This is a genomic window from Salipiger thiooxidans (genome assembly GCF_900102075.1).
Classification (GTDB): Bacteria; Pseudomonadota; Alphaproteobacteria; order Rhodobacterales; family Rhodobacteraceae; genus Salipiger; species Salipiger thiooxidans.
In genome coordinates this window covers 52,152-64,620 of record NZ_FNAV01000013.1, presented here as the reverse complement: position 1 = coordinate 64,620, position 12,469 = coordinate 52,152, and the positions used below count along the sequence as shown (strand labels likewise).

The window sequence follows — 12,469 nt, the reverse complement described above, 5'->3', positions numbered from 1 at the left end:
TCGATACCGCCGAAAACGAAAGCGCCGCCCGGTTGGGGCGGCGCTTTTGCGTTTGAGGGGGCGGGTTACTCCGCCGCGATGCCGTCGGTGAACTGCAGCCGCGCGAGCCGGGCGTAGAGCCCGCCCTCGGCCACCAGCGCGTCATGCGAGCCCTGTGCCACGATGCGCCCCTGATCCATGACCACGATGCGGTCGGCCTTCTTCACCGTCGCCAGCCGGTGCGCCACGATGATCGTGGTGCGGCCCTCGGCGAGCCGGTCCACCGCCGCCTGCACCGCGCGTTCGCTCTCGGCGTCGAGCGCCGAGGTCGCCTCGTCAAGCAGCAGCACCGGCGCGTCGCGCAGGATTGCGCGGGCGATGGCGATGCGCTGCTTCTGGCCGCCCGAGAGCATCACGCCGCGCTCGCCCAGATAGGTGTCGTAGCCTTCGGGCAGGGCCGAGATGAAGCCGTCCGCGGCGGCGGCCTTCGCGGCCTCCTCGATCTCGGCGTCGGTGGCGTCGGGGCGGCCGAAGCGGATGTTGTCGCGTGCGGAGGCGGCGAAGATCACCGGATCCTGCGGCACCAGCGCGATGTGCTGACGGAAGTCGTCGCGGGCGAGCGCATCCAGCGCCACGCCATCGAGCGTCACCCGGCCCGCATCGGGGTCGTAGAAGCGCTGGATCAGCTGCACAATGGTGGTCTTGCCGGCGCCCGAGGGGCCAACCAGCGCCACGGTCTCGCCGGGACGGATGGTGATGTCGAGATCCGCCAGCGCCGAGACGCCGGGCCGCGACGGGTACGAGAACTGCACGTGCTCGAAGCCGATCTCGCCGCGCACCGGGGCGGGCAGGCGCTGCGGGGCGGCGGGGTCCTGCACCGCGTCCTCTGTCTCGAGCAGTTCGACCAGCCGCTCGGTGGCGCCGGCGGCGCGCTGCAGCTCGCCGAAGATCTCGGACAGCGCCGCGACGGCGCCCGCGACCATGACCGAGTAGATCACGAACTGCACCAGCGCACCGGCGCTCATGTCGCCCGCGCGCACGTCCCAGGCGCCCATCCAGAGCACGCCGACGATGCCGGTGAAGACGAGGAAGATGACGATGGCGGTCATCAGCGCCCGGACCCAGATCCGGCGCCGCGCCGCGTCGAAGCTCTTTTCGGTGACCTCGCCGAAGGTCCCGCGCGAGATCGTCTCGTGGGTGAAGGCCTGAACGGTCTGCACCGCGGCCAGCGCCTCGGCGGCGTTGCCCGAGGAGACCGCGATCCAGTCCTGGTTCTCGCGGCTGAGCTTGCGCAGGCGGCGGCCCAGCGTGAGGATCGGCACGATCACCACGGGCACCAGCAGCAGCACCAGCCCGGTAAGCTTGGCCGAGGTCAGCAGCATCAGCACCAGCCCGCCCGCCATCATCAGCACGTTGCGCAGCGCGATGGAGACCGAGGAGCCGATGACCGACTGGATCAGCGTGGTGTCGGTGGTGATCCGGCTCAGTACCTCGCCGGTCATGATCTTCTCGTAGAACACCGGCGAAAGGCCGATGACCCGGTCGAAAACCGCCTTGCGGATGTCGGCCACCACGCGTTCGCCCAGCCGGGTGACCAGCGCATAGCGGGCGGCGGTGCCGATCGCCAGCAGCGCCGCAATGCCGAGCGCCGCGGTGAAGTAGTAGTCGAGCAGCGCGCCGTCCTCGGCGTTGAAGTTGTCGACCACCCGGCGCACCGCCATGGGCAGGGTCAGCGACACCGTCGCGGTGGCGATCAGCGCCAGCGTGGCGGCGAACATCAGCCCCTTGTAGGGCAGCATGAAGGGCAGCAGTGCCCGGAGCGAGCCAAGCCTGCGGGACTTGCCGCGCTCTTCCGCGATTGCCGATGCGGGGTTTCCGTGTGCCATGCCGTCTCCTGTCCTGCGCGAAGGTCTTTTGCCACGGTTCGCGCAGGAATCAAGGCGCAGCATGCCGCAAGGGCGACGATGGTCCGGGCACGGCGCGGGAGCAGCGTGCGTGTCGGGGGCTCATGGGGAAGGATCTGGAGCGGGCGACGGGAATCGAACCCGTATCATCAGCTTGGAAGGCTGAGGTCTTACCATTACACAACGCCCGCGCATTGACGGCTTGCATATTTCATGGGGTCTGGGGCGTCAAGACCGGCGATGCGGGACTTGCCGTCGGGGCCGCCGCGGCTAGGCTTGGCGGATGGAATTGCTGATCGTCTATCACTCGCGCACCGGCGGCAGCCGCGCCATGGCCGGGGCTGCGGCGGAGGCGGCGCGCGCCGAGGCGCCGACGGTGCTGAAGACCGCCGCCGACGCGGGACCCGAGGATCTGCTGCGGGCCGACGGCTACCTCTTCTGCGCGCCCGAGAACCTCGCGGCGCTGTCAGGATTGATGAAGGAATTCTTCGACCGCTGCTATTACCCGGTACTGGGCCGGATCGAGGGGCGGCCCTATGCGCAGATGATCTGCGCCGGCTCGGATGGCGAGGGTGCGGCCCGCCAGACCGCCCGCATCGCCACCGGCTGGCGCCTGCGCGAGGTGCAGCCGCCGCTTATCGTCTGCACCCACGCCCAGACGCCCGAGGCGATCCTGGCGCAGAAGACGATCCCCGAGACCGAGCTCGACCGCTGCCGCGAGCTGGGCGCGGCGATGGCGGCGGGGCTCAGCCTCGGGGTGTTCTGAGCCTCACTCGCCGAGTGCGATGCCCTCGCGGCGCGGATCGGCACCGCCCTTCAGCCCGTCGCCCACGGCGATGGCGTGCAGCCCCGAGTTCAGCTCGCGCACGCTTACCTCGTAGCCGAGCTCGGTGAGCGGCGTCTCGAGATCGGCGGCAGGGGTGCCTTCCTCGAGGTCGTAGGTGCCGAAGCGGTTGACGAAATGCGGCATCGCCACCGCCTGCTGAACGTCCATGCCCCAGTCGATATGCGCGACGATGGCCTGCGCCACGTAGCCGATGATGCGGCTGCCGCCGGGGCTGCCGATCACCAGCACCGGGGCGCCGTCCCGGGTCACGATGGTGGGGGACATCGACGAGCGCGGACGCTTGCCGGGCTCGACGCGGTTGGCGATGGGCACGCCGTCGCTTTGGCTGCGGAAGGAGAAATCGGTGAGCTCGTTGTTGAGCAGGAAGCCCCGCGCCATGACCCGCGAGCCGAAGCCGTTCTCGATGGTGGTGGTCATCGACAGCGCGTTGCCCTGCGCGTCGACGATGGAGATGTGCGAGGTCGAGGGCAGCTCGATGCTCTCGTCATCGGCCAGCAGCATGGCGTGGTCCCATGCCGGGTTGCCCGCGGCGACCTCGGGCAGGGCGTCGTCGCCGGCCAGAAGCTCGGCCCTCGAGGCGAGGTAGTCGGGCGCCACGAGGCCCTTCACCGGCATCGGTACGAAGTCGCTGTCGGCCATGTAGCGGTCACGGTCGGCGAAGGCGAGGCGCGAGGCGTCGCCGATCAGCCGCCATGCCTCGGGGCTCTCCGGGCCAAGCGCCGCGAGGTCGTAGCTGTCGAGCATCCCGAGGATCTGCCCCACGGTCAGCGCTCCCGACGAGGGCGGGCCCATGCCGCAGACCTCGTGGGCGCGGAACGCCGCGCAGACCGCCGGGCGCTCGACCACCCGGTAGCGCATCAGGTCGAGCGTCGAGAGCTTGCCGGGGTTGCCCTCGGCGCCCTGGACGGCGGCGACGATGTCCAGGGCGATCTCGCCGGTATAGAAGGCATCTGCGCCTTCGCTGGCGATGCTCCGCAGGGTCGCGGCGTAGTCGGGGTTGGTCAGGCGGCTGCCCGCCTCGATGGCGGCGCCGTCGGGGAAGAAATAGGCGGCGGTCGCGGGGAAGGTCTGCAGCCGCTCGCCCTCTTCGGCGACCAGCCCGGCCAGCCGCGGCGAGACGGTGAAGCCGTCCTCGGCCAGCGCGATGGCCTCGTCGAAGAGCCCGGACCAGTCGGCGCTGCCCCAGCGCTCGTGGGCGGCCTCCATCAGGCGCGGCGTGCCGGGGGTGCCGACGGAGAGCCCGCCCACCACCGCGTCGAAGAATTTGAGCGGCTCGCCCGCCTCGTCCTGAAACAGCCGCGGGTTGGCGTCGAGCGGCGCCGTCTCGCGCCCGTCGAGCGTGGTGATCTCGCCGCTTTCGGCGTCGTACCAGACAAGGAAGGCACCGCCGCCGAGGCCCGAGGATTGCGGCTCGACCAGCCCCAGCACCGCCTGCACGGCGACCATGGCATCCGCCGCGGTGCCGCCCTCGCGCAGCACCCGTGCGCCGGCCTCGACCGCCAGCGGATTCGCCGCGGCGACCATCCAGTCCTGCGCCTCCGTGGGCACGCCCGACTGCCGGGCCTCCAGCGCCTTGCGCGCGGGCTCGGAGATCGAGGCAAAGGCCTCGGCATCTTCGGTGGCGGCCTCGGGGGCGACGCTGTCCGCGGCGTCCTGCGCCAGCGCCGGCGCGGCGGCAAGCATCGCAAGGCCAAGGGAAAGAAGCAGTCTGTTCATGGCGATCTCCCTGTTCGCTTTGCCTGCCAGCCTAGCAAGCGATGGCCGGTCGTGCAGCCCCCATGCACTCGCGCCGCGAAAACCCGCAGAACCCCGCCCGGGGGGCGTGAGCACCTTTGACCGCACCGGCAATGGCGCTAGGGTTGCAGCACGGCCCCGGCACGGCAGAAGCCCGGCAGAGCAGAGGCCCCGCGAAGCACAGGAAGGATCCCATGGCTTTCGACTTCATCCTCATGCTCACCGAGAACGACCGCACCATCCCCGACGCCCGTGCCCGAATCGACGAGGCGCTCGAGGGCGGGGTCCGGCACATCGGGTTCAAGGACGTGGGCCTGCCGTTCTCCGAGCTGAAGGGGCTTGCCGATGCGATTCGCAGCTCGGGCGGGCGGACCTATCTCGAGGTGGTGAGCCTCGACGAGGAGAGCGAGCTCGCCTCGGCCCGCGCCGCGGTGGACCTCGATGTCGACTGCCTGCTGGGCGGCACCCGACCGCAGGCGGTGACCCAGGTCACCCGGAGCCACCCGCTGCGCTACTATCCCTTCGCGGGCCGGATCTCGGGCCACCCGAGCGTGCTCGAGGGGCCGGCCGAGGCCATCGTCGACTCGGCCCGAAAGCTCGCGGATCTGGAACATGTGCACGGGCTCGACCTGCTGGCCTATCGATTCGCGGGTGACGTGCCGGCGCTGATGCGCGCGGTGTGCAGCGCCGTCGGCAAACCGGTGATCATGGCGGGCAGCATCGACGGCGAGGCCCGCATCAACGCCGCTGCCGAGGCCGGGGCAGGGGGCTTCACCGTGGGCACCGCGGCGCTCGCCGGGGCCTTTCCCGCCGAGGGGCCCGGTTTCGCCGCGCAGGTCCGCGCCATCCTCGGCCTGACAGCACGGGCGCGTGCACGTTCGACCGCGCCACGGCGCATCGCGCTGGCCGCCCACGACACCCGCAAGGCGCATCTGCGGGCCTGGGTCACGCGCCACGCCGCCGCACTCGAGGGGCACCGGCTGATCTGCACCGGGGGCACCGGCCACGTGATCTCGGAGGCCGCGCCTCAGCTCAGCGTGCACCGCCTGCAGCGCGGCTCGCGCGGGGGCGACCAGCAGCTCGGCGCGCTGATCGCGACGGGCGAGCTCGACGCGGTGATCTTCTTCGCCGACCCGACGGTCCCGCATGGCGGCGAGGCTGACCTGCAGGCGCTGACCCGGCTTTCGGTGCTGCACGACACGCCGCTGGCGCTGGGCCCGTCGGCGGCGGACATGATCGCCACCGCGCTGTTGGGGTCTGACAGCCTCTGACCCCGCCGCGGTGCTTGCGGGAAGCGGTCAAACTCTCGCCCTAATCGTCTCTTAATCCTTGCCACCGGCAAAGCGGTGGGGGCCGTGTTGTGCCTTTCGAAGGAGCGAACCATGCTGCGCAAGACAGGTTGCCGGGCCCTTGCCCTGACCCTTTCCATCCCGCTGTCGGTGGCGCTTCTCTCTGCGGCGGTCCATGCCGAAGAACACTACGTTCTGATGATGGGCATCGGCTACTTCCCCGACTACGTCTACCCGACCGTGGGGGACACCATCCGCTTCGTGAACAACTCCGACCTTGCGATGTCCGCCGTGGCGACTGACGACAGCTGGAGCACCGGGCTCCTGCAGCCGGGCGAGCAGTCGATCATCGACGTGGTGGCGGGGATGCAGCAGAGCTACGGCGACCTGCTGACCGAGGGCAGCACCGTGGCGGGGGTGGTGGACTACACCGTCGAGCCGCCGCTGGATCTTGAGCGGAACCTCGAGCGCAACCACGAGAACTGAGCCGGCCCGCGCCGTCAGGTCGGGTCGATCGGCTCGATCAGCTCCGGCCCGCTGGCGCGGTTGGAGTTGACCGCCGGATCGACGCGGTGAAAGCGCAGCGAGCCTTCGGGCGCGGCACGCATCAGCGTCGCCGCGCCGTGGCCGCTTTCGCCAAGCCAGAGCGGCCAGTCCTGCGGCGCGAGGATCACCGGCATGCGGTGGTGGATTGTCTTCATCTCGCCCTCGGCCCCTGTGGTGACGATGGCGCAGGTGCGAAACTGCTCGCCGTCCCGTTCCCAGTCCTGCCAGATCCCGGCGAAGACCAGCGTGTCGGCATCGGCCGGGTGGATGTACCAGGGCAGGCGCTTGCCGTCCTCGTCCTTGGTCCATTCGTAGAAGCCGCTGGCGGGGATCAGGCAGCGGCGCTCGCGGCAGGCGGCGCGGAAGGCGGGCTTCTCGGCGATGGTCTCGGCACGGGCGTTGATCAGCAGCGGGCCGTCGGTGGGTGTCTTGTACCAGTGCGGCAGGAAGCCCCAGCGCATCGGCGCGAGGCTCCGGACCCCCTCGGCACTGCGCACGGTGTGCACCTGCACGGTGGGGCAGACGTTGAAGTTGGGGATGTCGGGCAGGTCGTTGGCGGGCACCGCCTCGAAGAGCTGGGCCATGGCCTCCTTGGCGAGCGTTATGGCGTAACGTCCGCACATGCCCCGGCCCCTAGCGGATCATCGCCTTGATGGCGCGGGCATGCGCCGGATCCGCCGCGAGGGTGTCGGCGGCCAGCGCGCGTACCTCGGTCACCAGAGCGTCGGGCTCGACGATGCGGTCGATCAGGCCCCAGGTCTGCGCCTCTTCCACGGGGATCTTCTGGCCCGCCATCAGGATCATCTTGGCGCGCGCCGGTCCGACCAGCGCCGCCAGCCGCACCGGGTCCGAGGGCTGTGGCAGGAAGCCCAGCTTCATCACCGGATAGAAGAGCTTGGCACCGGGCACCGCGACCCGCAGGTCGCAGGCCAGCGCCATGCCCATGGCGCCGCCGGCAATGGTGCCGTTGAGCGCGCAGACCGTCAGCCCCGGCAGTTGCGCGATGGCGCCCGAGAGGCGCTCCCACAGCGGCGAGGTGGCAAGCCCGGCCCGGGCGGCGTCCAGATCCGCCCCGGCCGAGAACACCTTGCCGACGCCGGTCAACACCAGCACCTGCGCGTCACGGGCGGCCTCGGCGATCTCGCAGAGCCGCTCGAGCATTTCGGGCGTCAGCGAGTTCGCCTTGTCGGGCCGGTCGATGACGGCGAGCCAGTAGCCGCCGTCCTTCTCGAGCGAGATCATATCACTCCGACCTGGCGGCGGATCGCCTCGTCGCGAAGCCTGATCTCGCCACCGAGATGCACGTCGGCCTCGGCGCTGCACATCCAGAGCAGGGCCTTCGCCACCCATTCCGGCGGGATGTGGTCGGTCCACTCGAGCTCGCTCACCGGGTTCACGCCGCTGGCCTTGATGGTCTTCTGCATCTGCGTGGCGACGGTGCCCGGCGACAGCGAGATCGCCCGTATCCCCTTGTCGCGGTATTCCGTGTCGGCGGAGCGGGTCAGCATCAGCGCGCCCGCCTTTGAGGTGCAGTAGGCCGACCAGCCCTCGAGCGCATCATGCGCCGCACCCGAACCGATGGTCAGGATGCTGCCGCCACCCGCCTCCAGCATCACCGGCAGCGCCGCGCGCATGCCGTGGTAGACGCCCTTGGTGTTGATGTCGATCACCGCGCCCCACTCGGCCGGATCGGCCGCGGCCAGCGGCGCGATGGGCTCGATCACCCCGGCGTTGTTCACCAGGATGTCGAGCGAGCCGAAGGCCTTGAGGCAGTTCTGCACCGCCTGCTCGACCTCCCAGTAGCGCGAGATTTCGCAGGGGATGGCAACGGCCGCGGGGCCGATCTCGCCTGCGAGCTCGGCGATGGCGTCGCCGCTGCGGGCCACCAGCGCGACTTTTGCACCGGCCTCTGCGAAGACCCGGGCGGCGGCGGCACCGATGCCCCGGCTCGCTCCGGTGATCATCACGGTTTTCCCTGTCAGATCCATGAGATGCCTCGTTTTCTCGATTCACAACCTTGGTAAAGGCTGGAATACCCCCGGTCCAGCCTCTTGACCCTGCGGGACAGGGATCCGAAGTTTCAGCAAAGTGCCTTTTGCCCTGAGAGAGGATTCATCATGTGCGTTTCGAGACTCACCGTCGCGGCGGCGGTCACGGCCCTTGTCGCGGGCACGCCCGCCCTTGCGGACGTGACGCCGCAGCAGGTCTGGGACGAGCTGCAGGGCTACCTCGAGAGCTTCGGCTACGAGGTCACCGCGCGCGAGACGACGGATGGCGACCGGCTGGTGGTGACGCCGCTCTCGATCGCCATGCCGATGCCCGAGGACAACGGCTCGGGCGTGTTCGAGATCGGCGAGATGATCCTTGCGCCGACCGGCGACGGCAGCGTCTCGGTGCGCCTGCCCGAAACCATGCCGATCATGGTGAAGGTGGATCCCAAGGACGAGGAGAGCATCGACATGGCGCTCGACTACCACGCGCGGGACTTTGCGCTGACGGTCTCGGGCGACCCGGGCGACCTGACCTATGATTTCGCCGCGACTTCGCTGGGAATCGAGCTGGTGCGGCTCATCGTCGATGGCGAGACGATCCCGCCCGAGGGCGCGCGGTTCGACGCCAGCACCGGGCCGGTCGACGGCGACGCCCGCGTCGTGCACCGCGACGGTGGCCGGGACATCACCCAGACGGTGTCGCTGGGCGACCTGACCTACGACCTGATGTTCGACGACCCCGAAAGCCGTTCGGCCGGCACCCTGAGCGGCACGCTCACCGGGCTGCACAGCGCCACCGAGGCCAATGTACCCGATGCCCCCGCCACCGGCGACGCCGCCCTGCGGCTGTCGAGCACCAGCGAGTTCGGCGCCGGCTCGTCGCGCTTCTCGTTCTCCGAGGACGGCAAGACCGCCACTGGCGAGACCTCGAGCGAGGGGGGGCGCATTGCCGTGAAGCTCTCGGGCGACGACCTCGCCTATGACGTGGCGGCCGACGGGGTGAATTGGGCAATGACCAGCGGCGACCTGCCGTTCCCGGTCAGCGCTTCGATGGACGAAATGCGCTTCAACCTTGCCATGCCGACCGCCGTCTCGGAGACGCCGGAGGACGCCGCGCTGGGCGTGACCCTTGGCGGGCTGACTCTGTCGGACGGGGTCTGGAGCATCTTCGACCCCAAGGGCGTGATGCCGCGCGATCCCGCGACTGTGATGCTCGATCTCACCGCCAAGGTCACGCCGCTGGTCGATTTCACCAACCCCGAGGCGATGGCCGGGTTCGAGATGCTGGGCAAGGAGCCCGCCGAGCTGAACGCGCTTACCCTGCGCAACCTGACGGTCGAGGCCGTTGGCGCAAGGCTGACGGGGGAGGGGGCGTTCACCTTCGACAACAGCGACAAGACGACCTTCGACGGCGTGCCGCGGCCCGAGGGCCAGCTCGACCTGTCGCTGACCGGTGCCAACGCGCTGATGGACCGGCTCATCGAGCTGGGCGCCATCGAGGAGCGCGAGGCCATGGGCGCGCGCATGATGCTGGGCATGTTCGCGGTGCCGGGCGACGAGCCCGACTCGCTGACCTCGACGCTCGAGGTCAACGACAAGGGCCAGGTGCTGGCCAACGGGCAGCGCATCCGCTAGCGCGCCGCCCGGTCGCCTGCCATTCGATCAAACGCTTCCGCCGGGCCCCATGGTCCGGCGGAAGGCTTTTCACTGCCCTTGCCGTATCCCCCGGGGGAGGATAATCTAGAAGCCATGACCCATCCGCACCGCCACGCCAGCCACCCCAGGATCGTCTCGCGCCTGAAGCGGGCCGAGGGGCACCTGCGCTCGGTTTCCGCCATGATCGAGGAGGGGCGCCCCTGTCTCGAGGTGGCGCAGCAGCTGCAGGCCGTGGAAAGCGCGATCCGCAACGCCAAGCAGGCCCTGATCCACGATCACATGGACCATTGCCTCGACGCCGAGACGGACCACGACCGGGCGGAGCTGAAGGCGATATCGCGCTATCTCTGACCTTTTCCGAGGCCCCATGTTCGACATCCTTGCAGACCGCACCTACCGTCACCTCTTTCTGGCGCAGGTGGTGGCGCTGCTCGGCACCGGGCTTGCCACCGTGGCGCTGGGGCTGCTGGCCTACGACCTCGCGGGCGACGGCGCCGCGATGGTTCTGGGCACGGTCTTCGCCATAAAGATGGTGGCCTACGTGGGCATCGCACCGGTGGCCGGGGCCTTCGCCGACCGGGTGAACCGGCGGCGGCTGCTGGTGACGCTCGACCTCGTGCGCGGCGCGGCGGCGCTCTGCCTGCCCTTCGTGACCGAGATCTGGCAGGTCTACGTGCTGATCTTCCTGCTGCAATCGGCCTCGGCGGCCTTCACCCCGACCTTCCAAGCGACAATCCCGGACGTGCTGCCGGAAGAGGCCCGCTACACCCGCGCACTGTCGCTGTCGCGCCTGGCCTACGATCTCGAGAACATCGTCTCGCCGACCCTCGCGGGGCTGCTGCTTGCGGTGATGAGCTACAACACCCTGTTCCTCGGCACCGTGGCGGGCTTCGCCGCCTCGGCGCTGCTGGTGGTCTCGGTGCTGCTGCCGAGCCCCAAGGCCCCGGAGCCGCGCGGCATCTACGACCGCACCACCCGCGGCATCCGCATCTATCTCGCGACTCCGCGCCTGCGCGGGCTGCTGGGGCTGAACCTCGCGGTTTCGGGTGCCGGCGCCATGGTGCTGGTCAACTCGGTGGTGCTGGTGCGCGGCGAGCTGGGGCTGGGCGAGAGCGCGCTGGCCATGGCGATGTTCGCCTTCGGGGCGGGCTCGATGGCGGCGGCGCTGGTGCTGCCCCGGGTGCTCGACCGCGTCGCCGACCGCCCGGTGATGATCGCGGGCGCCTGGACCATGGTCGCGTCGCTGGCCGCGCTCGCGGCGCTGGTGGCGATCGAGGGGCTCTCGTGGCTGCCGCTGCTGGCGGCGTGGCTGGTGGTGGGGATCGGCTATTCCACCGTGCAGACGCCCTCGGGCCGATTGCTGCGGCGCTCGGCCCATCCCGAGGACCGCCCGGCGCTCTTCGCGGCGCAGTTCGCGCTGTCGCACGCCTGCTGGCTGCTGAGCTACCCGCTCTCGGGCTGGCTGCAGACCGGCTTCGGCACCGTGCCCGCGCTGCTGGTGCTGGCGCTGCTGGCGGTGGCGGGGATCGTGGCGGCGCTGCGGATGTGGCCGGCGGACGACCCGGTGGAGGTGGCGCACAGCCACGACCAGCTTCCCGTCGACCACCCGCATCTTGCGGGCGGACACCGCCATTCCCATGCCTTCGTGATCGACGACCTGCACCGGGTCTGGCCCGCGCGCTGATCCGGCGCGCGGGGCAGGGACTCAGGGGCGCTCAGGCCCGTGCCGCGTGGGCCGCGCGCAGCGCCGGAAGGCCGACGCCGGTGGAATCGAAGCCGCCGTCCACCGCCAGCACCTGCCCGGTGATGTAGGAGGCATTCGGCGAGGCGAGGAACACGATGGCCTCGGCCAGCTCGCGCTCGGTGCCGTAGCGGTTCAGCGGAACCGCGTCGTGATAGGCGTCGATGATCTCCTGCGTGTGCACTGCCATGGCGAGCTTGGTGCGCACCGGACCGGGAGCGACGCAGTTCACCCGCACGCCGAAATCGCCGAGCTCGGCGGCGTATTGCTTGGTGAGCTGGATCACCGCCGCCTTCGAGGTGCCGTAGGCGACGCGCAGCGTCGAGGCCCGCAGCCCGCTGATCGACGAGATGTTGACGATGGAGCCCTGCGTCTCCTTCAGCGCGCTGGTGCAGGCCTGGCTGCACAGGAAGATGCCGTCGAGGTTGGTCGCCATCACCCGGCGCCACATGGCGAAGTCGCAGCTCTCGATAGGGCCGAATTCGGCGACGCCCGCGTTGTTGACCAGCGCGTCGATGCGCCCGGCCCAGTCCAGCGTGCGCGAGACCATCTCGTCGACCTGCTCGGGGTCCGAGATGTCGAGGGTCAGCGCCAGCGCCTCGGGGCGCTGCGTGGCCGCGAAATCCAGCTCCTCCGAGTCGCGGTCCACCAGCACCACCCGCCATCCCAGCTCGTGGAACAGGTCGGCCGTGGCCAGTCCGATGCCGCGCGCGGCACCGGTCACGATTGCGCAATGTCCGTTCATAAATATCCGTCCTCCCGTAACGTACCGGAAACACTGG

12 protein-coding genes and 1 tRNA gene are annotated in these 12,469 nt (G+C 70.0%); 6 read left to right on the top strand and 7 right to left on the bottom strand.

Annotated elements, in window-relative coordinates:
• Positions 1-65 precede the first annotated feature (65 nt).
• Positions 66-1,865, bottom strand: coding sequence for an ABC transporter transmembrane domain-containing protein (locus BLQ77_RS19085; RefSeq protein WP_089962089.1), 1,800 nt, complete (start codon positions 1,863-1,865; stop codon positions 66-68).
• 135 nt (positions 1,866-2,000) lie between these two features.
• Positions 2,001-2,074: transfer RNA gene (locus BLQ77_RS19080), tRNA-Gly, on the bottom strand.
• Between the two features lie 92 nt (positions 2,075-2,166).
• Here BLQ77_RS19080 and BLQ77_RS19075 point away from each other — a divergent pair.
• A complete protein-coding gene (locus BLQ77_RS19075; protein WP_089962087.1) occupies positions 2,167-2,649 on the top strand; it encodes a flavodoxin family protein in 483 nt (160 codons plus the stop codon).
• A 3-nt stretch (positions 2,650-2,652) separates the two neighbouring features.
• Here BLQ77_RS19075 and ggt read toward each other — a convergent pair whose 3' ends face one another.
• Positions 2,653-4,446 carry a gamma-glutamyltransferase gene (gene ggt, locus BLQ77_RS19070; protein ID WP_207545859.1) on the bottom strand — a complete coding sequence of 598 codons (1,794 nt, stop codon included), beginning with the start codon at positions 4,444-4,446 and terminating at the stop codon, positions 2,653-2,655.
• A 212-nt stretch (positions 4,447-4,658) separates the two neighbouring features.
• On the opposite strand from ggt, the gene BLQ77_RS19065 reads away from it, so the two are divergent.
• Positions 4,659-5,735, top strand: a complete 1,077-nt coding sequence (locus BLQ77_RS19065; protein ID WP_089962084.1) for a methylglyoxal synthase — start codon at positions 4,659-4,661, stop codon at positions 5,733-5,735.
• 111 nt (positions 5,736-5,846) lie between these two features.
• Positions 5,847-6,239, top strand: coding sequence for a cupredoxin domain-containing protein (locus tag BLQ77_RS19060; RefSeq protein ID WP_089962082.1), 393 nt, complete (start codon positions 5,847-5,849; stop codon positions 6,237-6,239).
• Positions 6,240-6,253: 14 nt separating this feature from the next.
• Here BLQ77_RS19060 and BLQ77_RS19055 read toward each other — a convergent pair whose 3' ends face one another.
• From BLQ77_RS19055 to BLQ77_RS19045, 3 genes are read right to left on the bottom strand one after another with little or no spacing between them, the layout of a single operon-like run.
• Positions 6,254-6,922, bottom strand: a complete 669-nt coding sequence (locus BLQ77_RS19055) for an SOS response-associated peptidase (RefSeq protein ID WP_089962080.1) — start codon at positions 6,920-6,922, stop codon at positions 6,254-6,256.
• 10 nt (positions 6,923-6,932) lie between these two features.
• Entirely contained in the window at positions 6,933-7,541 is a 609-nt protein-coding gene (locus BLQ77_RS19050) for an enoyl-CoA hydratase/isomerase family protein (RefSeq protein ID WP_089962078.1), read from the bottom strand.
• The gene (locus BLQ77_RS19045; protein WP_040383799.1) at positions 7,538-8,287 is read right to left on the bottom strand and encodes an SDR family oxidoreductase; all 750 of its coding nucleotides are present in this window, start codon (positions 8,285-8,287) and stop codon (positions 7,538-7,540) included. The genes BLQ77_RS19050 and BLQ77_RS19045 overlap by 4 nt, the downstream gene beginning before the upstream one ends.
• Positions 8,288-8,416: 129 nt before the next feature.
• On the opposite strand from BLQ77_RS19045, the gene BLQ77_RS19040 reads away from it, so the two are divergent.
• The 3 genes from BLQ77_RS19040 (at position 8,417) to BLQ77_RS19030 (ending at position 11,630) form a co-directional block, all read left to right on the top strand.
• Positions 8,417-9,925 carry a DUF2125 domain-containing protein gene (locus BLQ77_RS19040; RefSeq protein WP_008885794.1) on the top strand — a complete coding sequence of 503 codons (1,509 nt, stop codon included), beginning with the start codon at positions 8,417-8,419 and terminating at the stop codon, positions 9,923-9,925.
• Between the two features lie 114 nt (positions 9,926-10,039).
• Complete coding sequence (locus BLQ77_RS19035) at positions 10,040-10,297, top strand: metal-sensing transcriptional repressor (protein ID WP_008884270.1); 258 nt, start codon at positions 10,040-10,042, stop codon at positions 10,295-10,297.
• 16 nt (positions 10,298-10,313) lie between these two features.
• Positions 10,314-11,630, top strand: a complete 1,317-nt coding sequence (locus BLQ77_RS19030; RefSeq protein WP_089962076.1) for an MFS transporter — start codon at positions 10,314-10,316, stop codon at positions 11,628-11,630.
• A gap of 31 nt (positions 11,631-11,661) precedes the next feature.
• Here BLQ77_RS19030 and BLQ77_RS19025 read toward each other — a convergent pair whose 3' ends face one another.
• Entirely contained in the window at positions 11,662-12,432 is a 771-nt protein-coding gene (locus BLQ77_RS19025) for an SDR family NAD(P)-dependent oxidoreductase (protein ID WP_008884093.1), read from the bottom strand.
• Positions 12,433-12,469 lie beyond the last annotated feature (37 nt).

Bases quoted from the DNA above. Each gene is read 5' to 3' on its own strand.
- BLQ77_RS19040 (WP_008885794.1), top strand. From the start codon at position 8,417: ATGTGCGTTTCGAGACTCACCGTCGCGGCGGCGGTCACGGCCCTTGTC.
- BLQ77_RS19045 (WP_040383799.1), bottom strand. From the start codon at position 8,287: ATGGATCTGACAGGGAAAACCGTGATGATCACCGGAGCGAGCCGGGGC.
- BLQ77_RS19030 (WP_089962076.1), top strand. From the start codon at position 10,314: ATGTTCGACATCCTTGCAGACCGCACCTACCGTCACCTCTTTCTGGCG.
- BLQ77_RS19035 (WP_008884270.1), top strand. From the start codon at position 10,040: ATGACCCATCCGCACCGCCACGCCAGCCACCCCAGGATCGTCTCGCGC.
- ggt (WP_207545859.1), bottom strand. From the start codon at position 4,446: ATGAACAGACTGCTTCTTTCCCTTGGCCTTGCGATGCTTGCCGCCGCG.
- BLQ77_RS19025 (WP_008884093.1), bottom strand. From the start codon at position 12,432: ATGAACGGACATTGCGCAATCGTGACCGGTGCCGCGCGCGGCATCGGA.
- BLQ77_RS19085 (WP_089962089.1), bottom strand. From the start codon at position 1,865: ATGGCACACGGAAACCCCGCATCGGCAATCGCGGAAGAGCGCGGCAAG.
- BLQ77_RS19075 (WP_089962087.1), top strand. From the start codon at position 2,167: ATGGAATTGCTGATCGTCTATCACTCGCGCACCGGCGGCAGCCGCGCC.
- BLQ77_RS19060 (WP_089962082.1), top strand. From the start codon at position 5,847: ATGCTGCGCAAGACAGGTTGCCGGGCCCTTGCCCTGACCCTTTCCATC.
- BLQ77_RS19055 (WP_089962080.1), bottom strand. From the start codon at position 6,922: ATGTGCGGACGTTACGCCATAACGCTCGCCAAGGAGGCCATGGCCCAG.
- BLQ77_RS19065 (WP_089962084.1), top strand. From the start codon at position 4,659: ATGGCTTTCGACTTCATCCTCATGCTCACCGAGAACGACCGCACCATC.
- BLQ77_RS19050 (WP_089962078.1), bottom strand. From the start codon at position 7,541: ATGATCTCGCTCGAGAAGGACGGCGGCTACTGGCTCGCCGTCATCGAC.